The sequence below is a fragment of the Amycolatopsis sp. N2S4-7 genome, assembly GCF_058119595.1.
Genome location: NZ_CP172299.1, coordinates 5,549,148 through 5,571,695 on the forward strand (window position 1 = coordinate 5,549,148; position 22,548 = coordinate 5,571,695).

Annotated in this window: 23 protein-coding genes; 6 read left to right on the forward strand and 17 right to left on the reverse strand. The window is 71.1% G+C overall.

The genetic code is table 11. The features are described from left to right. The first annotated feature begins 14 nt into the window (after positions 1–14). A complete protein-coding gene (locus ACH54P_RS25840) occupies positions 15–821 on the forward strand; it encodes a DUF4333 domain-containing protein (protein ID WP_489905966.1) in 807 nt (268 codons plus the stop codon). Between the two features lie 78 nt (positions 822–899). On the opposite strand, the gene ACH54P_RS25845 is transcribed toward ACH54P_RS25840, so the two are convergent. From ACH54P_RS25845 to eccCa, 5 genes are all read right to left on the reverse strand, one after another. Next, positions 900–1,193, reverse strand: a complete 294-nt coding sequence (locus ACH54P_RS25845) for a WXG100 family type VII secretion target (protein ID WP_489905967.1) — start codon at positions 1,191–1,193, stop codon at positions 900–902. Between the two features lie 61 nt (positions 1,194–1,254). Then, entirely contained in the window at positions 1,255–1,572 is a 318-nt protein-coding gene (locus ACH54P_RS25850; RefSeq protein WP_489905968.1) for a WXG100 family type VII secretion target, read from the reverse strand. 251 nt (positions 1,573–1,823) lie between these two features. Beyond that, positions 1,824–2,177, reverse strand: coding sequence for a hypothetical protein (locus ACH54P_RS25855; RefSeq protein ID WP_489905969.1), 354 nt, complete (start codon positions 2,175–2,177; stop codon positions 1,824–1,826). A gap of 16 nt (positions 2,178–2,193) precedes the next feature. Further along, on the reverse strand, positions 2,194–4,182 hold the full coding sequence (locus ACH54P_RS25860; RefSeq protein WP_489905970.1) for a type VII secretion-associated protein: 1,989 nt from the start codon (positions 4,180–4,182) through the stop codon (positions 2,194–2,196). Between the two features lie 385 nt (positions 4,183–4,567). After that, a complete protein-coding gene (eccCa, locus tag ACH54P_RS25865) occupies positions 4,568–8,581 on the reverse strand; it encodes a type VII secretion protein EccCa (RefSeq protein WP_489905971.1) in 4,014 nt (1,337 codons plus the stop codon). Between the two features lie 324 nt (positions 8,582–8,905). Here eccCa and eccD point away from each other — a divergent pair, with 324 nt between their 5' ends. Beyond that, on the forward strand, positions 8,906–10,270 hold the full coding sequence (eccD, locus tag ACH54P_RS25870; protein WP_489905972.1) for a type VII secretion integral membrane protein EccD: 1,365 nt from the start codon (positions 8,906–8,908) through the stop codon (positions 10,268–10,270). 20 nt (positions 10,271–10,290) lie between these two features. Next, complete coding sequence (locus ACH54P_RS25875) at positions 10,291–11,913, forward strand: S8 family serine peptidase (RefSeq protein ID WP_489905973.1); 1,623 nt, start codon at positions 10,291–10,293, stop codon at positions 11,911–11,913. Between the two features lie 35 nt (positions 11,914–11,948). Here ACH54P_RS25875 and ACH54P_RS25880 read toward each other — a convergent pair whose 3' ends face one another. From ACH54P_RS25880 to eccB, 3 genes are all read right to left on the reverse strand, one after another. After that, positions 11,949–13,028 (reverse strand): WXG100 family type VII secretion target, encoded by a 1,080-nt coding sequence (locus ACH54P_RS25880; protein ID WP_489905974.1) that lies wholly within the window; start codon positions 13,026–13,028, stop codon positions 11,949–11,951. Next, positions 13,025–13,345, reverse strand: coding sequence for a hypothetical protein (locus tag ACH54P_RS25885; protein WP_489905975.1), 321 nt, complete (start codon positions 13,343–13,345; stop codon positions 13,025–13,027). Before ACH54P_RS25885 ends, ACH54P_RS25880 begins: the two co-directional genes overlap by 4 nt. A 64-nt stretch (positions 13,346–13,409) precedes the next feature. Then, the gene (gene eccB, locus ACH54P_RS25890; protein ID WP_489905976.1) at positions 13,410–15,044 is read right to left on the reverse strand and encodes a type VII secretion protein EccB; all 1,635 of its coding nucleotides are present in this window, start codon (positions 15,042–15,044) and stop codon (positions 13,410–13,412) included. Positions 15,045–15,297: 253 nt separating this feature from the next. On the opposite strand from eccB, the gene ACH54P_RS25895 reads away from it, so the two are divergent. The 3 genes from ACH54P_RS25895 to ACH54P_RS25905 are packed head-to-tail and all read left to right on the forward strand — an operon-like array spanning position 15,298 to position 17,575. After that, positions 15,298–15,660 carry a hypothetical protein gene (locus ACH54P_RS25895; protein ID WP_489905977.1) on the forward strand — a complete coding sequence of 121 codons (363 nt, stop codon included), beginning with the start codon at positions 15,298–15,300 and terminating at the stop codon, positions 15,658–15,660. Positions 15,661–15,677: 17 nt separating this feature from the next. Beyond that, positions 15,678–16,859, forward strand: coding sequence for a type VII secretion protein EccE (eccE, locus tag ACH54P_RS25900; RefSeq protein WP_489916639.1), 1,182 nt, complete (start codon positions 15,678–15,680; stop codon positions 16,857–16,859). After that, positions 16,856–17,575, forward strand: coding sequence for a hypothetical protein (locus ACH54P_RS25905; protein WP_489905978.1), 720 nt, complete (start codon positions 16,856–16,858; stop codon positions 17,573–17,575). The genes eccE and ACH54P_RS25905 overlap by 4 nt, the downstream gene beginning before the upstream one ends. Positions 17,576–17,636: 61 nt before the next feature. Here ACH54P_RS25905 and truA read toward each other — a convergent pair whose 3' ends face one another. The 9 genes from truA to infA all read right to left on the reverse strand — a co-directional run bounded on the left by truA (position 17,637) and on the right by infA (position 22,490). After that, positions 17,637–18,464 (reverse strand): tRNA pseudouridine(38-40) synthase TruA, encoded by an 828-nt coding sequence (gene truA / locus ACH54P_RS25910; RefSeq protein WP_489916641.1) that lies wholly within the window; start codon positions 18,462–18,464, stop codon positions 17,637–17,639. Between the two features lie 73 nt (positions 18,465–18,537). Further along, entirely contained in the window at positions 18,538–19,086 is a 549-nt protein-coding gene (gene rplQ, locus ACH54P_RS25915; protein ID WP_489905979.1) for a 50S ribosomal protein L17, read from the reverse strand. Between the two features lie 44 nt (positions 19,087–19,130). Continuing rightward, the gene (locus ACH54P_RS25920; RefSeq protein WP_004558887.1) at positions 19,131–20,201 is read right to left on the reverse strand and encodes a DNA-directed RNA polymerase subunit alpha; all 1,071 of its coding nucleotides are present in this window, start codon (positions 20,199–20,201) and stop codon (positions 19,131–19,133) included. A 93-nt stretch (positions 20,202–20,294) separates the two neighbouring features. Then, complete coding sequence (rpsD, locus tag ACH54P_RS25925; protein WP_489905980.1) at positions 20,295–20,900, reverse strand: 30S ribosomal protein S4; 606 nt, start codon at positions 20,898–20,900, stop codon at positions 20,295–20,297. A gap of 23 nt (positions 20,901–20,923) precedes the next feature. Continuing rightward, entirely contained in the window at positions 20,924–21,331 is a 408-nt protein-coding gene (gene rpsK / locus ACH54P_RS25930; protein WP_004558885.1) for a 30S ribosomal protein S11, read from the reverse strand. Positions 21,332–21,349: 18 nt separating this feature from the next. After that, a complete protein-coding gene (locus ACH54P_RS25935) occupies positions 21,350–21,535 on the reverse strand; it encodes a hypothetical protein (protein ID WP_013222623.1) in 186 nt (61 codons plus the stop codon). Beyond that, positions 21,532–21,912, reverse strand: coding sequence for a 30S ribosomal protein S13 (gene rpsM / locus ACH54P_RS25940; protein WP_034285908.1), 381 nt, complete (start codon positions 21,910–21,912; stop codon positions 21,532–21,534). Before rpsM ends, ACH54P_RS25935 begins: the two co-directional genes overlap by 4 nt. 205 nt (positions 21,913–22,117) lie before the next feature. Beyond that, positions 22,118–22,231: a 50S ribosomal protein L36 gene (rpmJ, locus tag ACH54P_RS25945; protein ID WP_004558882.1), complete on the reverse strand. Its 114-nt coding sequence runs from the start codon at positions 22,229–22,231 to the stop codon at positions 22,118–22,120. A 37-nt stretch (positions 22,232–22,268) separates the two neighbouring features. Further along, complete coding sequence (gene infA / locus ACH54P_RS25950) at positions 22,269–22,490, reverse strand: translation initiation factor IF-1 (RefSeq protein ID WP_004558881.1); 222 nt, start codon at positions 22,488–22,490, stop codon at positions 22,269–22,271. Positions 22,491–22,548 lie beyond the last annotated feature (58 nt).

Consider the following 22,548-nt stretch of genomic DNA (forward strand, 5'->3'; position numbering starts at 1 on the left):
CGAGGTGAGCTCCGATGACCCAGCCGCCCGACCCCCAGCAGCAGCCGCAGTGGTGGCAGCCGAACGCGAACCCGCAGCAGCCGCAGGCCCCGGCGTGGCAGCCGGAGCAGCAGGCGACCGGCCCGCACGCCGGGCAGTGGCAGCCGAACGCGGACCCGGGCGCCGTCACGGGCTCCTACACGGGCCAGTGGAACCAGGGACAGCCCGCCTCGACGGGCTCGTTCTCGGGGCCGTGGCAGCCGGGCCAGCCGGGGCAGCCGAACAGCGGCCCGTGGCAGCCGGGCCAGCCAGGCCAGCCCGGGCAGCCGGGGCAGCCGGGGCAGCCGAACAGCGGCCCGTGGCAGCCGCCGTCACAGCAGCCGCAGCAGCAGCCGGGTACGCCCGGCGGCGGCTGGCCCGCGCAGCCGCCCACGCCCGGCCAGGGCGCGCCTCAGCCGTACGGGGGCGGGTTCCAGCCGACGCAGTACGGCGGGCTGGGCGCGTTCGCCGCCGAGCCGGAGAAGAAGCCGAAGTCGAAGAAGCCGTTGCTGATCGCCGGAGCCGCCGTCCTGGTGCTCGTGCTCGGCGGCGGCGCCGCGTGGCTGCTGGGTGCCTTCCGCGGGGACGTCCTGGACCAACGGTCCCTTGAGGACGGTGTGGTGAAGGTCCTCAACGAGAACTACGGCGAGCCGGACGTGAAGAACGCCCAGTGCCCGGCGAACGAAGCCGCCGAGAACGGGACGACCTTCGACTGCACCGTGACGATCGGCGGGCAGGCGAAGAAGGTCACCGTGCGGGTGCTCAACGACCGGCCCGAGTACGAGGTCGGCGCACCGCACTGAGTTTTCCTTACCGGAAAACGGAAAACGGCGGGCCCCGCACCGGAGTGCGGGCCCGCCGTGGTTTCCGGGGCTACCGGCTCAGAACAGGCCCTCGACGGCCTTGTCCGTGCTCTGGTAACCGTCGGCGATCTGCGGCAGGGCGGCGGCGATCTGCGCCAGAACCTGCTTCAGGTCCTCGAACTTCTGGTCCCAGGTGCGCTGGGCGGCGTCGTACTGCTCCTTCGCCGAACCGGTCCAGGTGGTGACCAGCGGCTTGAGGTCGTCCTTCAGGCGGTCGAACGCCTGCTGCAGCTCGTTGCCGGTGCTGCTGCAGTCCTCGGCGGCCGCGTGGATGGTGGCGTAATTGACGACAATGCCGGCGCCATCGGGCATGATGTGCTCCTTCTGTGCTGAGAAGTTTTGGGGTGGTGGAAAGGAAGTTCAGGGGTGGAGCTCAGCCGAGCGCTTCGAAGCCCTTGTTGAGAGCCGCGATGGTCTCCTGCTGCTGCTGCTCGGAACGCTCGTACTTCGAACCGGCCTCGCGGAGCAGGTCGGCGATGCGCTGCAGGGCCTGGTTCATCTGGCGGGCGTCGTCGTCGAACCGCATCATCACGTGGTCGAACGCCTTCTGCGCTTCACCCTGCCAGCCGGCGCGGGTGGCCTCGATGCGGTCGCGCAGCGTCGCGAGGTTGCTGTCCATGCCGGAGCGGACCTCGGTCACGCGACCCTCGGCCTCGGTGAACTGCTGCGGTGTTCCCTGGAATCCAGCCATGCTGGAACCCCCTTCGTAAGTGTGGTTGGCCGTACCGGGCTTGTTCGTTTGTACGGCCCTACGACGGAGACACTGCCACGTCCGGTTCCGCCTTGTCGTGGTTTGCCCCCAAGTAGTTGCTTGCGTGAACGCCCGCATCGGGAACCGGTCGCCGCGGGTATTCCGCGTTCGCCCCGAACTGGCGGTGCGTCACCCGGAAAAGCGTTCTCCACCAGCGCAGTTAGCACACGCACAGCGAACACGAGGTGAACTCATCCCTCGCGTTTCATGATTCGCATCTGGGAAAAGTCTTCGTCCTCGTCACCCGTTCGAGGGGGCCGGGCGGGAGATTGCGAACGCGAAGGAACCGAATCGGCGGGATCGGGAACCGGAACGGCCAACCCCCGGGCACGGCGGAACCGTTCGGCGGCGGCGCGCAACGTGCCCGGGGTCGGGTCACCGGGCTTCGCGCCGCGGCCGCCTCGCTTGAGCAGCTCGGCGTTTTCGCTGTGGTGGCGCTTGCTGCGCGCGACGGCGTTCCCGGCGACGCGCCGCGCGTGCGTCACGGCGTCCTGGCCGATCCGCTTGAAGGACGCCGCGGCGCTTTCGAACTCTTCGGACGGCACCGCGTGCCCTCCTCTCTCAGTTGACGATCTCGACCGTGCGCACGGCCTGCGTGCAGGCGGCGGCGACCCGGTCGCGCAGCTGCGCCGTGGCGTACTGGCAGCCGACGTGGACCCGGATCTTGCCCTTCGCCACGACGTACCAGTCGACCTGGAGGTCGGGCCGGTCCGTTTTGCTCTCGTGGTACCCGATCACGGTCCGGCCGGCGTACGACAGGTTCGGGGTGAACGCGCTCCAGCGGTCGGTGTTGCTGTCCGCGATGTGCCTGAGCTCGTCGACGAGCTTCTGGGGGTCGGCCGTCGCGTCGTAGTCCATGACGTACTCCTGCGCGACCAGGAGGTCGTTGCCCTCCCGGGACTCCTGCGGGTGGATGACGACCTGCCGGTCGGCGACCCGGTCGTCGGTCTGGACCCAGTCTTCGGGCGAGACGAACTTGAAGTCGTACTGCGAGAGCGTCCGGCCGGTCTCGGCCTTGCTACCGGAGTCGCTGAACACGAAGATCCCGCCGACGACGAGCGCGGCCACGACGACCACCGCGGCGGCGATGAGCCCCCACAGCTTCCGGCGGCTCTTCTCGGCCGGTTCCGGCGTGAGCCGGGCGCCGGCCGGTCCGCTGGGCGGGACGGGCTGCCCGGCCGGTGGCGTCCACGGACGGGCCGCGGGCTGGCCGTGGGGCGGCGAAGCCGGCGGCACCGGGCGGTTCGCGTTCGGCGGCGGGGTGAACGACGGGCGCGGCGGGTTCGGGCGCGGGGCGACGTCGCCGGGGCGGACGACCTCCGTGCGCTGCGCCGCCGGGTTGTGCGCGCCGCCCGGCACGGCGCCCAGGCGGGCCATCGCCTCGCCGGGGAGCGCGCCCGTGCGGTCCGGGTCCACCAGGACCGCCCGCAAGGCACCGCGCGCGACGACCGTTTCCGGCTGGTCGAGGCTCGTCGGCACGACGCCGGTGCGTTCGTGCACCAGCCGCGAGATCATCGGGATCCGGCTCGATCCGCCGACCAGGAAGATCGCCGTGAGCTGCTTCGGCCGCAGGCCCGCGTCCCCGATCGCCGCGACCGTCAGCTCCACGGCGCGGCCCAGCGGCGCCGCGATCAGCCGTTCGAGGTCCTCGCGCGTGACGTGCGCGTCGGCGAACGGCGGCGGCATCGGCACGTCGGTGTAGGCGTGCCGCGACAGCGTCTCCTTCGCGCCCCGGACGTCTTGGCGCAGCACCCGGCGCCGGCGCCGGTCGACGAGCTCACGCCCTTCGACGAGCTGGCGCCACGCGTCCGGGTCCGCCGCGGACACCAGGGAACCGACGTGCTCCAGCAGGGCCTGGTCGATGTCCGCGCCGCCGAACCCGGGGTCGCCCCGGGTCGCGAGGACCTGGAAGCCGCCGCGCTGCGGACGCCCGGCGCGGTCCCGCGCGGTGTCCGGCGGGAGCCGTCGCACGACGCTGACGTCGACCGTGCCGCCGCCCAGGTCCAGCACCGCGAGCGCGTCACCGGGGCGTCCGCTGAATTCCACCGTGCGATCGCCGGCAACGTCCGCTGGGGCGAACGTCGCCGCGTGGTACACCGCCGCCGCGACCGGCTCCGGCACCAGCGCGACCTCGCGCGCCAGCCCGCCCGCGGCCTGCCGCAGCAGCCGGGTGCGGATCGCGCCCCAGTCCGCGGGGTGGGTCAGCACCAGCAGGTCGATCTCGGCCTCGCCGGCCAGCCGGCGCGCCTCGGCGACGGCCCGGCCCAGGACGGCGTGCACGACGTCGGTGACCCGCAGGACGCTGTCGCCGAGCAGCAGCTCGCCCTCGTCGATCCGGCGCTTCGGGTTCGGCTCGTACCGCGACGGGTCGACGGCCGCCTGCCGCTCGGCCTCCTGGCCGACGAACAGCGTCCCGTCCGCCGCCGCGAACACCGCCGAGGACATCAGCGGCTGGCCGTCGATCACCACGACCTGCGGCTCGCGCCCGTTCACCGACGCGACGACACAGGTGCTCGACGTCCCGAAGTCCACCGCAACCCGGACCGTCACCAGCAGCTCCCGCAGATCTTGTCGCGTTCCCCCGCACCCGGCCGGCGAGGCCGGCGGGGCGCACCCTCGGGGAGGAACCTACCCTCCGCCGCGGCGTGCCCCGCCGCACGTTCCCGATCCGGCCGGAAGCAGGCCGCCCGTCCCGGGGTCGCCAACCGGTGGCCCGGAACCGTTCGGCCGTGGCCGGACCGGGAACCACCGGCCCAGCTCAGCCGGAAGCAGTCCGCCCGCCCCGGGGTCCGCAACCGTTGCCCCGGAACCGTTGGGCCGTGACCGTGAGAGCCACCGGCCCAGCTCAGCCGGAAGCAGGCCGCCCGCCCCGGAGTCGCCAACCGGTGGCCCGGAACCGTTGGGCCCTGGCCGGACCGGGAACCACCGGTCCGGCTCAGTCCGGCTGGATCCACGAGACCTGGATGAGCTGCTTGCCGTTCTTGCGGGTGAGCAGGTTGCCTCGGCCGGGTGGCATCGCGGACGGTTTGATGTTGCCGACCAGGGCGCCTTCGTCGCGGGAGCCGTTCATGACCATGCCCGGGGCCGCGATCTCCTTGAGCTTGCCGATGATCGGGTCGTACATCGACTTCGACGCACCACCGGTGCGCCGCACGACCACCAGGTGCAGGCCGACGTCCTTGGCCTGGGGCAGGAAGTCGGAGATCTTCCGCAGCGGGTTGTTCGTCGAGGTCGCGACCAGGTCGTAGTCGTCGACCAGGATGAACAGCTCCGGCCCCTTCCACCACGACCGCGTCTTCAGTTGCTCCTGCGTGACGTCCGGGCCCGGCAGGCGCCGCGTCATCGAGTTGAAGACGTCGTTGACCATGCTCTCCAGCTGCGCCGCCGACACCGCGTAGCCGAGCAGCGAGTCGCCCTGGATGAACCCGAGCATCGTGCGCCGGTAGTCGACCAGCAGGATCAACGCTTCCTTCGCGGTGAACCGCTCCGAAATCCCGCGGGCGATCTGACGCAGCAGGTTCGTCTTCCCGGACTCGCCGTCGGCGAAGGCGTAGAAGTGCGGCTCGGCGTTGAAGTCCAGGTAGATCGGCTGCAGGTCCTCCTCGTTGACCCCGATCGGGATCAGCTTGGAATCGCGGGCCGTGTCGAGCTTCAGCACGTCGTCGTAGGTGATCATCTCCGGCAGCAGGCGGACCTGCGGCGCGACCCGGCCCCGCCAGGCACCCTTGATCTTCGCCACCGCATCGGCGACACCGGCCGCGATGGTCTCCGGGTCACTCGACCCATCGATCCGCGGCAGACCGCCGAGCAGGTGCAGCTTCTCCCGCGTCAGGCCACGGCCCGGGCGCCCGGGCGGGACGTTCACCGCGACGCGGCGGTCGATGTCGGACTCGGTCGGGTCACCCAGCCGCAGCTCGAACCGGGTGCCGATCATGTCCTTGATCGCCGGGCGGATGTCCGCCCACCGGTTCGCCGCGATCACCACGTGCACGCCGTAGGACAGACCCTGGGTGGCGAGCCGGGTGATCGTCGTTTCCAGCTCTTCGAAGTCGTCCCGCAGGGCGCGCCAGTTGTCGACGATCAGGAACGCGTCGCCGAACGGGTCCTGGTCCGCGCGGATCTCGCCGCGCCGCTTGCGGTTGCGGAACTCGGTCATCGAGTCGATGCCCATCGCCCCGAACCGGCCTTCCCGCTCGGTGAGCAGGGTGGTCAGCTCGGCCACGATCCGCCGTGCCTTGTCCGGCTCGCGCCGGGCCACGGCCACGCCGCCGACGTGCGGCAGGTCGGCCAGGCCGGCCAGGGTGCCACCACCGAGGTCGAGGCAGTAGAACTGCGCCTCTTCCGGCGTGTGGGTCAGCGCCATCGACATGATCAGCGTCCGCAGCATCGTCGACTTGCCCGACTGCGGGCCGCCGACGATCACGCCGTGCCCGGCCGCGCCGGAGAAGTCGGCCCACAGCGGGTCACGCCGCTGCTCGTACGGCCGGTCGATGATGCCCAGCGGCACCTGCAGCCGGCCGTTGCCGAAGAACCCGACCGGGGACAGACCCCGGTCGTCGGTCGGGTTCAGGTTCGGCAGCAACGTGTCGAGGGAGTTCGGGTCCTTCAGCGGCGGCAGCCAGACCTCGTGCGCCGGCGGGCCCTGCCCGATCAGCCGTGACACGATCACGTCCAGCTCGCTGGGCTCGACCGCCTCCTCGGGCTGCCGCTGCTCTTCCTGCACCGGCGCCTCGATCAGCTGCGGTTCCGGCTCCTTCGGCAGCTCCACGAAGTCCGGGACGAACAGCTGCGGCCGCTTGTCCGCGCGGACCACGGTCGCCGCCGGGCCCGCCGCCTGGATCCCCGCCGGCCGGTACGGGCCCGAGACGTAGGAGGCCTTGAACCGCACCAGGGTCGACGTGTCGTACTTGAGGTACCCGCCACCGGGGACCGAGGGCAGCTCGAACGCGTCCGGCACGCCGATCGCGGCGCGGGACTCCGCCGCCGAGAACGTCTTGAGGCCGATCCGGTAGGACAGGTGCGAGTCCAGGCCGCGCAGCTTGCCCTCTTCCAGGCGCTGCGAGGCCAGCAGCATGTGCATCTGCAGCGACCGGCCCAGCCGGCCGATCGCGACGAACAAGTCGATGAAGTCCGGCTTCGCGGCGAGGAGTTCGGAAAACTCGTCACAGACGATGAACAGCGCGGGCAGCGGGTCGAGGTCGGCGCCGTTTTCGCGGGCCTTCTCGTATTCCCAGACGTTCTTGAAGTTACCGCCGTTCTTCAGCGCCTCCTGACGCCGGTTCATCTCCCCGGCCAGCGCGTCCTTCATCCGGTCGACCAGCGTGACCTCGTCCGCGAGGTTCGTGATCACCGCGGAGACGTGCGGGGCCTTGTCCAGACCGAGGAACGTCGCACCACCCTTGAAGTCGACCAGGACGAAGTTCAAGGTCGACGACGAGTGCGTCGCCAGCATGCCCAGCACCAGCGTGCGGAGGAACTCCGACTTACCGGAACCGGTCGCGCCGATGCACAGGCCGTGCGGGCCCATGCCTTCGGCGGCGGCTTCCTTGATGTCCAGCTCCACCGGCTGGCCGTACTCACCCACGCCGAACGGCACCCGGTACCGGTCACGGATCGGGCGCGGCCGCCACGCCTGCTGCACGTCGAACGTCATCGGGTCACCCGGAATGCCGAGCAGCTCCAGCAACGACGGGTTCGACAGCAGCGGCTCTTCGTCACTGGTGTCCTGGCCGCCGCCACCGCCGACGCGGTACGGCGAGATGAGCCGGGCCAGCGACTCGGTTTCCACGACGCTCAACGTGTCCGGACGCCCGAACCACTCGACACCGCCGGCGCTGCGCGCACCGAGCCGGTCCGACTCCACCACCAGGCGGAGGCCACGGCGGGCGGCGAGGTTGCCGATCGAATCGGACAGGTCGATCAGCGTGACGCCGACCAGACCCTCCTCGAGGATGATCTGCTCCTCGCGGGTCACCTCGGCGTCGTCGATGATGATCACGACGTGGGGCTGGTCCGGCGCCGGCGTGGCGTTGCGGGAGAAGCGCTGGCGGTCACGCAGTTCTTCGTCGAGCCAGTTTTCGATCTGGGCCAGCGAACCGGCCATCATGCGGAGCTGGCCGATGCCGTCCGACATCGTGGGGTGCTGCACGTGCGGCAGCCACTTCGCCCACTCCCACTCCTCCTTCGCCCGGCCCGCGGTGGCGACCGCGATCAGCACGTCGTCGGGGCTGTGGAAGGAAACGAGCTGCGCGAGCATCGCGCGGGTGAGGCCGCGGGTCAGCGTCCGGTCGCCCTGCATGCTCACCGCGGCGAACCCGCGCAGCGTGATCTGGGTCGGCAGGTCCGGCACGATCGAGTGCGCGCGCACGAACCGGCGCAGCGCGAGGGTGGCGATCGGCTCCAGCTCGTCGACCGGCCCCGTCTGCGGCGGGACCAGCCGCGTCGCGAGGCGGTGCGAGCTGCGCCCGACGCGCAGGTGCAGGAAGTCCTGGTCGTTCTGCCGGCGCTCCCACATGCGGCGGCTCGCCGCCAGCGACCACAGCGACTGGGGGTCGGGGTGCACCCACTCGAGCGCGGCGCGCTGGTCGACCATCGCCTCGCGGGCGCGGTCACGCATCTGGCCCAGGTAGCGCAGGTAGTCCTTGCGGTCCTCGTCCATCTCGGCGCGCTTGGCGCCGCCGCCCTTGCCGCCACCGCCGGCCATCATCCCGAGCGTCCCGACGACCATCATGCCGCCCATGGCCATCATCATCGGGTTCCGGTTGCTGGCCTGGAACATGAAGACCATCATCCCGAGCGACGCGACGATCATGACGACCGGAAGCGCCTTCATGACGATGTTGCCGGGGATGACCCGGGGCACCTCGGGCGGCGGCTCGAGGTGCACCTCGCCGCCCGGCGGGCGCGGTGCCGCCAGCCGCGGCGACTTCTTGAACTGCAGCGTGCTCATCGAAGGACCCCTCTTCAAACTCGACGATGGCGGCCACCGTTTAGTGCGCAAGGTGCGCGGAACAACCTATCGAACGCCGCGGGGGAATTCCGGCGGATGCCGGAACCGCCCTCGTGAGCCCCTGGCCCTGATCCTGTCCTCGCTCGGCGAGTGTACGGCTCCCCACCGACAGTAATCGCGCCCTCCGGCCCGCGACCTGGGATTGCCGGTGAATTTCGGACGTTCGATGATGCCGGCGCGGGGCTTCGGTATAAGTTCCCCCGGGAGCAGTCTCATCAGAGCGGGGGCAGTGCAGTGGCTACGGGCACGACAGTTTTCAGCAGGGTGACGGTCGTCGCGCCCTCCACGCGGATCGACGTGGCGCTGCCCGCCGACGTCGCCGTGGCCGATCTCCTGCCGATGCTGCTGGACATGGCCAAGGAGTCGTCGCCCGACGGCGGCGCCCGCCACGGCGGCTGGGCGCTGGCGAAGCTCGGCGACGCCCCGCTCGACCCGAGCCGCACGCTGGCCTCGCTCGGCGTCGTCGACGGCGAGCTGCTGCAGCTGCGCAAGCGCAACGAGAACCCGCCGCCGCCGCTCTACGACGACGTCGTCGACGCGATCGCCGAGTCGTCCCCGGACAGCTTCCGCCCCTGGACGAAGGAGACGGCGAACCGCTTCGGGCACGTCGCGGGCGGGCTGGCGCTGGTTGTCGCCGCGATCGCGCTGTTCATGAGCGGGTCGTTCTACGGCGGCAGCGCGCTCGGCGCAGCGATCGCCGGCGGCATCGGCGCGATCGCCTGCGTCGCGGTCGGCGCGACCCTCGCCAAGGCGTACCAGGCGGAGGCGACCGGCGTCCTGATCGCCGCGGCCGGCGGCCTGCCGCTGGCGTTCGTCAGCGGCTTCTACACCGTGCCCGGGCTGTCCCTGCGGGCGAACCTGCTGCTCGGCGCGGTCCTCGTGATCATCGTCGCCTCGGTCTGCATCATGGTCATCGGCGCCGGCATCACGACGTTCATCGCCGCGGCCACCGCGGGCACCTTCGGCGCACTGGCCTTCCTGTTCGGCACGCTCGTCGCGCACCCGGCGGCCGGCATCGCGGCCGGCACGGTCGCGGTCGCCCTCGCCTGCATCTCGATCCTCCCGCGCGCCACCATCTGGCTCGCGAAGCTGCCGCTGCCGCACGTGCCGGGCAGCGCGGAGGAGCTCAAGGAGGACTCCGGCTTCCCCGACTACCGGGCGATCGAGCGCCGGACGGCCGTCGCGCACAACTACATGACCGGCCTGATGGTCGGCTGCGGCAGCACGGTCGCGGTGTCCGCGGTCATCGCCGCCACCTCGCCCGGCACGTTCGGGATCATCCTGGGCGTCGTCGCGACGCTCGTGCTGCTCCTGCGGGCCCGCGCCTACGCCAACGGCAGCCAGGCGATCGCCCTGCTCACCACCGGCCTGGTCGCGGCGACCGGGATCGCCGTCGGCTGGCTGGTCACGGCGAGCGCGCAGAACCGCCTGCTCTACGTCTTCGGCGTGCTGATCCTGCTGGCCGCGGGCGCGCTGGTGGTCGGGGTGATCTTCCCGAACCAGCGGTTCTCGCCGCCGCTGCGCCGCACCGTCGAGATCATCGAGGCGATCTGCATCGCCTCCGTGCTCCCGCTCGCCCTGGGTGTGATGGACCTGTACACGACCCTGCGGCACCTGAACTTCAAGTGACCGGATCGGGTGAATCTCGGATGGCAGTAGGACGCCGTTTCAACACGACCCGGCGCACCACGACGGCCCTGCTCGCCGGCACGATCGGCGTCCTGGCCCCGCTCGGCGGCGTGGTGACGGCGCAGGCCCAGTCGGCACCGGCCGAAGGCTACTTCGCGAGCCCGCCCCCGGTCGACATGAGCAAGCTGATCCCGGATTCGCGCCAGCCGGACAAGAAGTACAAGCAGACCAAGGGCTGCGTCCGGCGCAGCCTCGGCGAGAACATCGTCCTCAAGAACCGGCCGTGGGGGCAGGAGTACCTGCAGATCTCGAAGGCGCAGGAGATCGTCCGGGCGGCCACGAACGGCGGCGTGGGCAAGAACGTCCGGGTCGCCGTGATCGACACCGGCGTGACGCGCCACCCCTGGCTGCCCAACCTCCAGAGCGGCGGCGAGTACGTCTCGAAGCCCACGAGCGGGCAGCCGGACGGGCTCGAAGACTGCGACGGCCACGGCACCGAAGTCGCCGGCATCATCGCCGGCAAGCCGGACAACCCCGAGGTCGGGTTCATCGGCGTCGCCCCGGACGCGACGATCGTGTCCTACCGGCAGCTGAGCGAGAACTACGAGCCGGACACCTCGACCGCGACCCCGCCGGCGAGCAGCACCTCCGGCGGCGCCCCGTCGTCGAGCACCACCCCGCCCACCGGGTCCGAGTCTTCGCTGCCGCCGAGCGGTGGCGGGGGCGGCGCCGGTGAAGGCGACCAGACGTCCCCCGGGCAGTCCAACGGCGGACGTCAGCTGGAGAAGGCCGGCACGGCGGGCACGCTGAAGACGCTGGCCGAGATCATCCGCGGGATCACCGACCGGCACGAAGCCGACGTCATCAACATGTCGGTCGACAACTGCCGGACGGCGACGGGGACGATCTCCGACGGGGAACAGCAGGTCCAGGCCGCGGTGCACCTCGCGGCCGAGGCCGGCATCGTCGTCGTCGCCGCGGCGGGCAACGCGACCGACACCTGCCCGCAGAACGACCAGCCGGACGCGAAGAAGCCGAAGACGATCGTGACGCCGCCGTGGTTCGCGGACGACGTGCTGTCCGTCGGGGCGATCGACGAGTCCGGCAGCGTGGCGGCGTTCAGCGTCCACGGCCCCTGGGTCGGCGTCGCCGCGCCCGGCACGAAGATCGTCTCGCTCGACCCGGCCGAAGGCTCGAACGGCCTGGCCAACCTGACGTTCGAAAACGGCGACAAGGCCAGCGAAATCCAGGGCACGAGCTTCGCCGCGCCGTACGTCGCCGGCCTGGCGGCGCTGGTCAAGGCCAAGTACCCGGAACTCAGCGGGCGGGCCATCGTCAACCGCATCAAGGAGACGGCCCAGCACCCGGCCGCGCCGGGCGGGCGCGACAACTTCGTCGGCTACGGGGTCATCGACCCGGTGGCGGCGCTGACGCAGAGCCTCCCGTCGGAGGTGGGCGGCCTGGCGCCGATGCCGAAGCCGCAGATGGCCCAGCTCCCCCCGGCGAACGACCGCAGCTCGACCCCGGTGGTCGTGGCGCTGGCCGGCACCGCCGGCGGCCTGGTCGCCCTGCTGATCACGCTCTTCGTGATGCGCACCATCCGCCGCAACCGCCCGGCCGACACCGGCCCGGCCCGCCGCTGACGCGAGGGACCCCCGGCCGGAGCCGGGGGTCCACGTCACTTGGCGGGCGGTTTCTCCGGCTTCGGCGGCGGGTTCTCGTCTTCGCCGATCACCGGCGGCGCCACCAGACCGGGTTCCCCCAGCAGTTCCGACGACTTCGTCATCGGCCGCGTCTTCGACGGGCGACGGCCTCCGCCGCCGCCCCCGAACGCGCCGAAGCCCATCATCGGCATCATCGGAACGCCCGACATGCCGTGGTTGTCCTGCGCGGGCGGGGCCTGCTGAGCGGGCGCGTCGGCGGGTGCCGCGTCCGGCGGGGTGCCCGCTCCGGTGTGCCGCCCCTGCGCCGGGTCGGCGGCCGAAGACGGCGTCATCACCTCGTCGGCGGACGCGGGCGCCGACGAAGCCTGCTCCGAGGCCTGCTCACCGGCTTCGTTCAGCGCACCGTCGTGGAGCTTGAACTTCTCCTGCGGGTACCGGTGGCGGATCTCGATGCTCCGGGAAGCCGCGTCGGGGTCGTCGACGCCGTCGCACAGCCGGTCGAACGCCTCCATGACGTCGCGGGCCGTCTCGTACAGCGCCTTCGCCGAGTCCTGCGTCTCGTGCAGCTGGGCGCGGGCCCGCCGGGTGCCGCCGCTCGGGAGGAGCATCGTTTCCGACGTCAGCTCCGCGGCGTCCACCAGCACCTCGACGAGGTCGACGACCACGTGCCGGAGCGTCGTCACCATTTCGTCGAGCGCGCCGGCGAGGGCGTTGAGCGCTTCTTCGAGGTCTCCGCCCGCGGCGCCGATTTCCCGCACGTACGCGACGAACGAGTCCGCGTCGCGGCCCTCCCAGCCGGCGTCGAGCCGGCCGAGCCGCTCGTCGAGGCGGGCCGAGACGTCGGCCGCCGCGCCGGCCGCCTGGCGCAGCCGGTCGGCTTCGGCGCCGAGGTCGGCCCAGCGCCCGAGCAACGGCCGGAAGTACGTCTCGACGGGGTCGATCACGCCGAGCTGCCGCGCGAGGTCGCTCAGGTAGCCCAGGTACGGCTCGGCCCGGGCCGTGATGTCCTCGCCACCGGGCACCGCGACGGCCGCCGGAGCGGTCCCCTTCGCCAGCGGGTGCGGGATGGACTCGGTCGAGCTTTCGGCGATCATCCGTCGAGCCTCCCGGCCCGCCTGATCAGCTCGGCGGCTTCCTCGTCCTGCCCGCCGTGCCGCACGGTGACCTGCCGCAGGGCCTCGGCGGCCGACCGCAGCGCCTCCGCGCCGTCGGTCAGCTGACGCCGCAACGCTCCCGCGGCGCGCCCGTACGACTCAGGCAGCCCGATCTGGGCCCCCAGCGCGCCGTAGGACTCCGCGGAGACGCCTTCGCCCCCGACCTCGGCCGCCGCCGCATCCAGGTCGGCAGCGGCCTCCTCGGCCGTCTTGGCGTAGTCCGCGACGACGACGCCGTCCATTCTCAAGCCGGCCACGGCACCCTCCGCTCACCCAGGACTCTTCGAGCGTGTGACGCCCACTGCGGGCCGGCGGTTCCGGCTAGTTCCCCGGTGGCTGCGTCGGCGTCGGGAACGCGCCGGCGTTGGGGTCGATCGGCACCGAGTCGAACTGCTTCAGCACGTCCTGCGTGTTCAGCGAAGCCCCGGTGGGCAGCAGCCCGATGATCGACTCGGGCGCGGGCTGCCGGTTGTTCAGGCCGATCGCGTCCGCCGTCGCGGCCTCCGGCACGCTGTAGCGGACCCCCCGGTCGGAGATCAGCTGGATCGCGCCCTTGCCGAAGCTGGCCTTGCCGGTGGCCGACTGGACCACCGCGGCGAACCCGGGCTTGAGGTAGAAACCGTTGATGGGCACGCGGTTCGGGCCGGGCGTGGTGACCGTCATCGGGGTGAACTTGTCCCCCGTGGCCTTCTGGCCGGGCAGCTGCGTGTCGACGTACACCGAGGTGTGCGCGTCCTGGTCGGGGCCGGAGCCCACCAGCGACCAGCCCAGGCACGCGACCGACGAGTTCTTCGACGCGTCCAGGACTGTCGGGACCGAGCGCGGGAAGTCGTCGACCGGGATGTAGTCGGGGTCGCTGGGCTGCAGGACGCGCACCCCGGCGAGCTTGTCGAGACCCAGCGTCCGGAGCTTGCTCGCGCTGCCGTGCTTCGCGACGCGGATGACGTCGGCGACCGCGTTCGACACCTGCTGGATGCCGGTTGTCGTGACGGCCCAGTACTTCGGCTGGTCACCGGTCGGCTGCGTGGAGAAGACGTCGCCCGCGGTCAGCCCGTCGAAGTCGGCGGGCGGCGGGCCGTCCGTGATCTGCGGCGGCGTCAGGCGCGCGACCTCGGGGATCGCGTTCAGCAGGCCCTGCGTGATCTTCCGCGGCTTCTGCTGCAGCCCGAGCGCGGCGCGGACGGCGTCGTTGACGTTGTTGACGTCGATCTCGGCGCGCACGGTGTTGGCGTTCGGCCGGTTCCGCGAGCTGGGCAGCCGGTAGATCAGGTACGTCTTGCCGTTGTCGGCGGTCGCCAGCAGGGCCTCGTTCTCGCCCAGCTCGGTCCCGAGACCGCTCGGCGCGACGCCGCCGAACACGTAGGTGTTGGTCTTGCCGGTGTCGGGGATCGGCTGGGTCGGATCGAGCTGAACCTGGTCGCACACCGCCCAGTTCGGAGAAATCCGCTGGGAATCCGTCGGAATCAGCTGCGGGCCGTCCGGAATGCCGGTCAGCTTTCCGCGCGGAATGTCCTTCAACTGGTCGTCGGAAACGACCGTGGGATTCTTCACACTCGCGGTGCTCGCCGCGGCCGGGGCCGGCGCCGCGCCGCCGGCGCTGCCCGCGCTCGGCTGCTTCTGCTGCTGCGCCAGCAACAGGAGCCGCGCCGACGCGAGGTTGAACGTCGGGACGAGCATCTTCGGGTTCCCCATCACGACGTAGACCGTGCCCGACTGCTCGCCGATCACGATGTTGCCGGCCTCCGGCACCGACGGTGCCGGGCTCAGCAGCCCCCAGACGACGAAGACGATCATGCCGAGCGCCCCGAGCACGACTCCCACGATCGTGGCCCTCGTGTGGGTGCGCATGGGGTCGTGCAGCATCACGGCGTCCCGCCGGACCAGCGCCGACTGCATCCGCCGTAGGACGAACTGATACGCCTGAACCTGAGACTTAGTCGTGGGTGTTGATGGCATTCTCGACCTACAGCTCTCCCCGTCGCGGTACGGTTCCGCAGGATAGCCGTACGGGGACCGTCTGGTGTGGGGTTTCTACCAACTCAAGCTAGTGTCGGGCACCCCGGGACCCGGCTTCCGGGTACGCAGCAAGCACGAGGGGAAGAGAAAGCGCGGATGTCCGTCACCACTCCTCCACGTCCGCCTGGCCCGCCCGGGCCCCCGCCGCCCGGTGGCCGTCCGCCGGGCCCGCCGCCGCGGCCGGGCAGACCGGGTGGTCCCGGCGGACCCGGTGGCGTTCCCGGCGGCCCCGGTGGCGTCCCCGGCGGTGGTCCGGGAGTTCCCGGCGGCCCCGGTGGACCTGGTGGCGTTCCCGGAGGCGGCCCCGGTCGTCCCGGCGTGCCCCCGCGTGGTCCGGGTGGCCCCGGCGGACCCAGCGGCCCGGGTGGGCCCGGCGGCCCAGGAGGTCCCGGCGGCCCAGGTGGGCCCGGCGGTCCCGGTGGCCCGGGTGGGCCCGGCGGGCCTGGCGGCCCCGGTGGCCCGCAGGGACCCGACAGCGGTGGCCCCGGTGGCGCGTCCACTCCCCCGGCCCCGGCCCGGATCGCCCCGCCCGCGCGGCGCCGGTCCTCCGGGGTGAACCTCGGCCCGCTCCCCGTGGCGAACCTCGTCGTGCTCGAGGTGGCCCTCGCGGTCGGGCTCGTGCTGCTCGCGATCGACATGTCGCTGAAGTACGTCGGCATCGGCATCCTCGGCTTCGCCCTCATCGTCGCGTTGCTGCGGTGGCGCGGCCGCTGGTTCACCCAGTGGATCGGGCTGACGCTGCGCTACTCCTTCCGCAACCACGACCGCGTCGCGAACCCGCTGCCGCCGAGCACCGTCGAGGAGCTGGCCGCCGAAGAGACCACGGTGACCGGCCCGGACGACGCCCGCGTGAACCTGCTCCGCATCGCCGTGCCGGACCTCGTCGTGGCGCACGGCGTCGACCACGAGCGCCAGCAGGTCGGGCTCGCCTGGAACGACGGCACCTGGACGGCCGTGCTGCTCGTCGAGCCGACGCCGGCGCTGATCACCCAGGCCGGCGGCGCGCCGAGCCTGCCCCTGGCGGCGCTCGCCCCCTGCCTCGAGGACCGCGGTGTGGTCCTCGACTCGATCCAGATGATCTGGCACTGCTACCCGGGCAGCGCGGCGCTGCCGTCCGATTCGCCGGCGCTCAGCTCCTACATGGAGGTGCTCGGGCCGCTGCCCGCGGCGGCGCGGCGGACGACGTGGGTCGCGATCCGGCTGGACCCGAAGCGGTGCCCGGCGGCGATCCGGGAGCGCGGCGGCGGCGTCGTCGGCGCCCACCGCGCGCTGATCGGCGCGCTTTCGCGGGTGCGCAACGCGCTGGAGTCGCAGGGCGTGCCGACGCGGCCGCTCGACCCGGACGAGCTGCTGCGGGCGAGCATTTCGGCCGCGGAGCTCACCTCCGTCGCGGGTTCACCCACGAAGGTGACGCTGCAGGAACGCTGGTCCGGCGTGACCGCGGCCGGGATCGGCCACGCGAGCTTCGCGATCACCGGCTGGCCGAAGGGCAAGATCACCGGCAGCCTGGACGCGCTGACGAGCGTCCGCGCGCTGTCGGCGACGCTCGCGATGTCGATCTCCCCGGCGTCCGACGAGGGCAAGATCGGCCTGCGCGGCGTGGTCCGGTTGAGCGCGCGCAACCCGCGTGAGCTCGACGCCGCGGAACAGCGGCTGCACGGGCTGTCCGAGCGGCTGGGAGTGGATCTGACGCCGCTGCGCGGGCTGCAGGTCTCCGCGTTCGCCGCGACGTTGCCGATCGGAGGTACGGCATGACTTCCCGCGTCCGTGACGCCGGGCAGAACACCGGTGTGGCGCCGGAGTTCACCGTGGACCCCGCGATGCTCGACGCGGTCAGCCCCTCGGGCGACCGCGGTGGCATCGTGCTCGGCTCGGGGCTGAAGGGTGAGCCGCTGACGATCTCGGCGCTCCGTTCGACGCCGACCCGGATCGTGCTGGTGGGCGGGCTGTACCTGGCCCGTCAGGTGGCCATGCGCGCGATGGCGGTCGGCGCCTGGGTCGTGGTGGCGACGGGCCGCCCGACGGCCTGGCAGGTGCTCTCCCAGGCGGCCGGCAGCCGCGACGGCCGTCCTTCGCCGCTGGTGCAGATCCGCCGCCTGTCGCCGGTCGAGCTCCCGCGGCCGTCGGAGGACGCACCGCTGCTCGTGGTGACCGACGGCGGCCCCACGCCGCAGGACCTGTTCCCGCCCCGCTCACCGTGGCAGACGACGATCTACGTGCTCCCGTACCTGCACCCCCAGGCGGGCGCGACGGCCAACGCGGCGGACCTGGTGCTGATGCAGCGCCTCCCGGCGGGCCAGGCCGAGCTGGCGGCCCGCATCTGGCGCCTCCCGCCCCAGATGATGCGTCAGCTGACGACGTTGAAGGACGACCAGGTGGTGGCGCTGGGCCGCAACCTCTGGCGCCCGTTGAGGCTGGTGACGACGGGCAAGGAGCAGCAACTGCTGGGCCCCGTCCGCCGCGGCGACTGAAGTCTTCCCGGACAGCTGGAAGCGGGTGGTTCCCCTCGGGGAGCCACCCGCTTTTCGTTCGTCAGAGGGAGGTGCGGACGTTCCTCGTCTGCTCCGCCCGGGCGGCCAGGTCCTCGTCCGGCGGGTAGTCGACGCCCAAGAGCGTCAGGCCGTGGGCCGGGGCCACCGCGCTGTCGCGGACTCCGCTCGCCAGGACCTCGCCGGGCCAGTCCTCCGTCCGGCGGCCGTCGCCCACCAGGAGCAGGGCCCCCACCAGGCTGCGGACCATCGAGTGGCAGAACGCGTCCGCCGAGACCGCGACCTCCAGCAGGTGCTCGTCCACCCGGCGCCACTCCAGGCGCTGCAGCTCGCGGATCGTCGTGCCCGTGTCGCGCTGCTTGCAGTACGCCGCGAAATCCTGCAGTCCCAGCAGGGACGCGGCCGCGGCGTTCATCGCGTCCGTCGACAGTGGACGGTTCCACGCCAGCGTGTCGTGGCGGCGCAACGGGTCCACGCCCCACGGCGCGTCGGACACGCGGTACCGGTAGTGCCGGCGGATCGCCGAGAACCGGGCGTCGAAGCCCGGCGGGGCCACCCGGGCGCCCAGCACGCGGACGTCAGCCGGCAGGAGGCGGTTCCAGCGGCCCGCCATCCGGGTCAGGTCCGGGATGCCCTCCGGAGAGACCGGGATCCGGCCGGAAGGTGCCGAAAGGGGCACGACGTCGACGTGCACCACCTGGCCGGTCGCGTGCACCCCGGCGTCCGTGCGGCCCGCCACGACCACGGACCGCGGCACGGAAGCCCCCGGCGGCTGCCGGTGCAGGGCCTCCTCCAGGACGCCCTGGACCGTGCGGCGGCCCGGCTGCCGGGCCCAGCCCGAGAAGCCGGTGCCGTCGTAGGAGACGTCCAGGCGCAGACGAACGAGCCCGCCCTCCCCAGCGGGAGTGGCGGGCTCGTCCGGTGTCGAATCGGCCGTCAGGACGTCAGTCCTTCTTGGCGTCGGCGTCGGTCTCCTCCGAGGCCGGAGCCTCGGTGGTCTCCTCGGCCTTGGCCTCCTCGGCGGCGGGAGCCTCTTCGGCCGGAGCCTCGGTGGTCTCCTCCGCAACCGGGGCGGCGGGCTTCTCGTCCTTGGCGAACTTCGTCTTCCGAGCGCGCTCGGCTTCCGAAGTCACGGTCTTCTCGGCCACCAGTTCGATGACGGCCATGGCGGCGTTGTCGCCCTTGCGCGGCATCGTCTTGGTGATCCGGGTGTAACCGCCCGGACGCTCCGCGAAGTGCGGACCGATCTCGGCGAACAGCTTGTGGACGACGTCCTTGTCACGGACGACGCGCTGAACCTGACGACGGTTGTGCAGGTCGCCCCGCTTCGCCTTCGTGATCAGCTTCTCGGCCAGCGGGCGCACCCGGCGGGCCTTCGCCTCGGTTGTCGTGATCTTGCCGTGCTCGAACAGCTGCGTGGCCAAGTTGGCCAGGATCAGCCGCTCGTGCGCGGACGACCCGCCGAGCCGGGCTCCCTTGGTAGGGGTGGGCATTGGTTCTCCTACTAGTTCAGCTCACAGCGTCCAGGCACACAGCCTCAGAGCTGCTCGGTCTCTGCGTAGTCCTGGCCATCGTCGTGGCCGTCCGAAATCCCGTCGGCGATGCCGCCGACACCCTCCGACCAGCCTTCACCGTCGTAGCTGGCGGCAGCCGCGGTCGGGTCGAACCCGGGCGGGCTGTCCTTCAGCGCGAGGCCGAGGCCGACGAGCTTGAGCTTGACCTCGTCGATCGACTTGGCGCCGAAGTTGCGGATGTCGAGCAGGTCCGCCTCGCTGCGCGAGACCAGCTCGCCCACCGTGTGGATGCCCTCGCGCTTGAGGCAGTTGTACGACCGGACGGTGAGGTCCAGGTCCTCGATCGGCATCGCGTAGGCAGCGATGGTGTCCGCTTCCTGCGGCGACGGGCCGATCTCGATGCCCTCGGCGTCGACGTTCAGCTCGCGGGCGAGACCGAACAGCTCCACCAGCGTCTTGCCGGCCGACGCGACCGCGTCGCGCGGCGTGATCGACGGCTTGGTCTCGACGTCCAGGATCAGCTTGTCGAAGTCGGTGCGCTGCTCCACACGGGTGGCCTCGACCTTGTAGGTCACCTTCAGCACCGGCGAGTAGATCGAGTCGACCGGGATCCGGCCGATCTCCGCGCCCGCCTGCTTGTTCTGCAGGGCCGGAACGTAACCGCGGCCGCGCTCGACGACGAGCTCGATCTCGAGCTTGCCCTTGCCGTTCAGCGACGCGATGTGCAGGTCCGGGTTGTGCACGGTGACACCCGCCGGCGGCACGATGTCGGCCGCCGTGACCTCACCAGGGCCCTGCTTGCGCAGGTACATGGTGACCGGCTCGTCCTCTTCCGAGGACACCACGAGCTCCTTGAGGTTCAGGATGATGTCGGTGACGTCTTCCTTCACCCCGGGGACGGTGGTGAACTCGTGCAGCACGCCGTCGATGCGGATGCTCGTCACGGCCGCGCCCGGGATGGACGACAGCAGCGTGCGCCGCAGCGAGTTGCCGAGGGTGTAGCCGAAGCCGGGCTCCAGCGGTTCGATGGTGAACCGGGAGCGGGTCTCGTTGACCGTCTCTTCGCCGAGAGCCGGCCGCTGGGAAATCAGCATTCCTTGTTTTCCTTTCCAGACGACGCCCGCCATATGACGTCGAAGGGATGGCGAGGCGGCGGCGCACTGTGGGCGCCGCCGCCCGTAACTCGATTACTTCGAGTAGAGCTCGACGATCAGCTGTTCCTGAACCGGAACGTCGATCTGCGCACGCTCCGGCAGCTGGTGGACCAGCACGCGGAGGTTGGACTGGACGACCTGCAGCCACGCCGGGACCGGGCGGTCACCGAAGGACTCCTTCGCCACGACGAAGGGCAGCATCGAGAACGACTTCGGCCGCACGTCGATGATGTCCCACTTCGAGACCTGGAAGGACGGGACGTTGACCTTGACGCCGTTGACCAGGAAGTGGCCGTGGCTCACCAGCTGCCGCGCCTGACGGCGGGTGCGGGCGATGCCGGCGCGGTAGATCACGTTGTCCAGGCGGGACTCGAGGATCTGCAGCAGGTTCTCACCGGTCTTGCCCGGACGCCGGACGGCTTCCTTGTAGTACCGGACGAACTGACGCTCGAGAACGCCGTAGGTGTAGCGAGCCTTCTGCTTCTCCTGCGACTGCAGGAGGTACTCGGACTCCTTGATGCGCCCGCGGCCGTGCTGGCCCGGCGGGTAGGGGCGACGCTCGAAAGCCTGGTCACCGCCGATGAGGTCAACCTTGAGGCGACGCGAGATACGCGTCGCGGGGCCGGTGTAACGAGCCATTTCTTCTTACTCCTCCCCGTTCCTCAGACCCGGCGCCGCTTGGGCGGGCGGCAGCCGTTGTGAGGCTGCGGGGTCACGTCCTGGATGGTGCCGACCTCGAGGCCGGCCGCCTGCAGCGAGCGGATCGCCGTCTCGCGGCCCGAACCCGGGCCCTTCACGAAGACGTCGACCTTCTTCATGCCGTGCTCGGCGGCCTTGCGGGCAGCGTTCTCGGCGGCCATCTGCGCGGCGAACGGGGTGGACTTGCGCGAGCCCTTGAAGCCCACGTGCCCACTCGACGCCCACGCGATCACGGCACCGGTCGGGTCCGTGATCGAGACGATGGTGTTGTTGAAGGTGCTCTTGATGTGCGCGTGACCGTGCGCAACATTCTTCTTTTCCTTGCGGCGGACCTTCTTGGCCCCCGCCGCAGTGCGAGACTTCGGTGGCATGTTCTGAGGGTTCTCCTGTTAGCGCGCGTTCTCTTGGTGAGCGGCGACCGCTTCGGCCTGTCCGCGCCGGATGATCGAACCGGCGTCGGTGTACAGGTTGCGGAGCGCCATCGGGCGGGCGTAGAGCGCCTTGGGCGAGACACAAGCCGAGCCGCGGCGCTGAACGCCACCCATCTGCACGACCTTCTTGCCCTGGACGCTCACTTCTTGCCAGCCTTCTTCTTGCCGGCGACCGTCTTCTTCGGACCCTTGCGGGTACGGGCGTTGGTCTTGGTGCGCTGACCACGGACGGGAAGTCCGCGACGCCACCGAAGGCCCTCGTAGCACCCGATCTCGATCTTCCGACGGATGTCGGCGTTCACCTCGCGGCGAAGGTCACCCTCGACCTTGAAGTTCTCTTCGATGTACACACGCAGCTTCGCGAGGTCGTCATCGCTGAGGTCTTTGACGCGGGTGTCCGCGTTGAGCTCGGCAGCCTTGATGAGCTGCTTCGAGCGGGTACGGCCGATGCCGTAGATGTAGGTAAGCGCGATCTCCAACCGCTTTTCGCGGGGGAGGTCTACGCCAGCGAGTCGTGCCATTGGCGTTGATGCTCCTTCTTCGGTTTCATCTTCAGGTCTGCTCCCCGTCCGGTTCCGGGACCGACTCGCCTGTCGTGCCCTCGGCTTGCGCTTCGGGTGTCCCGGCCCCGGCCTGAAGCCCGGGGGTGAACCGGCTCACTCGCGTGACCCGGCAGGTGCGGGGAGGTTGTGTAGCCGTCAATCCACTCTGGTCGAGTGCGGGCGATCAGCCCTGCCGCTGCTTGTGCCGCAGGTTTTCGCAGATCACCATGATCCGGCCGTGGCGGCGGATCACCTTGCACTTGTCGCAGATCTTCTTGACGCTCGGCTGGACCTTCACGTCTTCTGCTCTCCTGCTTCTGAGCTGCTCTTCGTGATCACTTGTAGCGGTAGACGATGCGACCACGAGAGAGGTCGTAGGGCGAGAGCTCCACGACAACCCTGTCCTCCGGCAGGATGCGGATGTAGTGCTGCCGCATCTTGCCGCTGATGTGTGCCAGGACCTTGTGACCGTTCTCCAACTCGACGCGGAACATCGCGTTGGGGAGCGGCTCGACTACGCGGCCTTCGACCTCGATGGCCCCGTCTTTCTTCGCCATGTCCTCCGCATTTCCTTTGTCGACACTGTCTGTCGCTACAGTCTGTGACCAACCTGAG

What these genes read in the sequence shown, in the direction of transcription:
- ACH54P_RS25840 (WP_489905966.1), top strand. Translation starts at nt 15, where the DNA reads ATGACCCAGCCGCCCGACCCCCAGCAGCAGCCGCAGTGGTGGCAGCCG.
- ACH54P_RS25845 (WP_489905967.1), bottom strand. Translation starts at nt 1,193, where the DNA reads ATGCCCGATGGCGCCGGCATTGTCGTCAATTACGCCACCATCCACGCG.
- ACH54P_RS25850 (WP_489905968.1), bottom strand. Translation starts at nt 1,572, where the DNA reads ATGGCTGGATTCCAGGGAACACCGCAGCAGTTCACCGAGGCCGAGGGT.
- eccCa (WP_489905971.1), bottom strand. Translation starts at nt 8,581, where the DNA reads ATGAGCACGCTGCAGTTCAAGAAGTCGCCGCGGCTGGCGGCACCGCGC.
- ACH54P_RS25875 (WP_489905973.1), top strand. Translation starts at nt 10,291, where the DNA reads ATGGCAGTAGGACGCCGTTTCAACACGACCCGGCGCACCACGACGGCC.
- ACH54P_RS25880 (WP_489905974.1), bottom strand. Translation starts at nt 13,028, where the DNA reads ATGATCGCCGAAAGCTCGACCGAGTCCATCCCGCACCCGCTGGCGAAG.
- eccB (WP_489905976.1), bottom strand. Translation starts at nt 15,044, where the DNA reads ATGCCATCAACACCCACGACTAAGTCTCAGGTTCAGGCGTATCAGTTC.
- ACH54P_RS25905 (WP_489905978.1), top strand. Translation starts at nt 16,856, where the DNA reads ATGACTTCCCGCGTCCGTGACGCCGGGCAGAACACCGGTGTGGCGCCG.
- rplQ (WP_489905979.1), bottom strand. Translation starts at nt 19,086, where the DNA reads ATGCCCACCCCTACCAAGGGAGCCCGGCTCGGCGGGTCGTCCGCGCAC.
- ACH54P_RS25920 (WP_004558887.1), bottom strand. Translation starts at nt 20,201, where the DNA reads ATGCTGATTTCCCAGCGGCCGGCTCTCGGCGAAGAGACGGTCAACGAG.
- rpsD (WP_489905980.1), bottom strand. Translation starts at nt 20,900, where the DNA reads ATGGCTCGTTACACCGGCCCCGCGACGCGTATCTCGCGTCGCCTCAAG.
- rpsK (WP_004558885.1), bottom strand. Translation starts at nt 21,331, where the DNA reads ATGCCACCGAAGTCTCGCACTGCGGCGGGGGCCAAGAAGGTCCGCCGC.
- rpsM (WP_034285908.1), bottom strand. Translation starts at nt 21,912, where the DNA reads ATGGCACGACTCGCTGGCGTAGACCTCCCCCGCGAAAAGCGGTTGGAG.
- infA (WP_004558881.1), bottom strand. Translation starts at nt 22,490, where the DNA reads ATGGCGAAGAAAGACGGGGCCATCGAGGTCGAAGGCCGCGTAGTCGAG.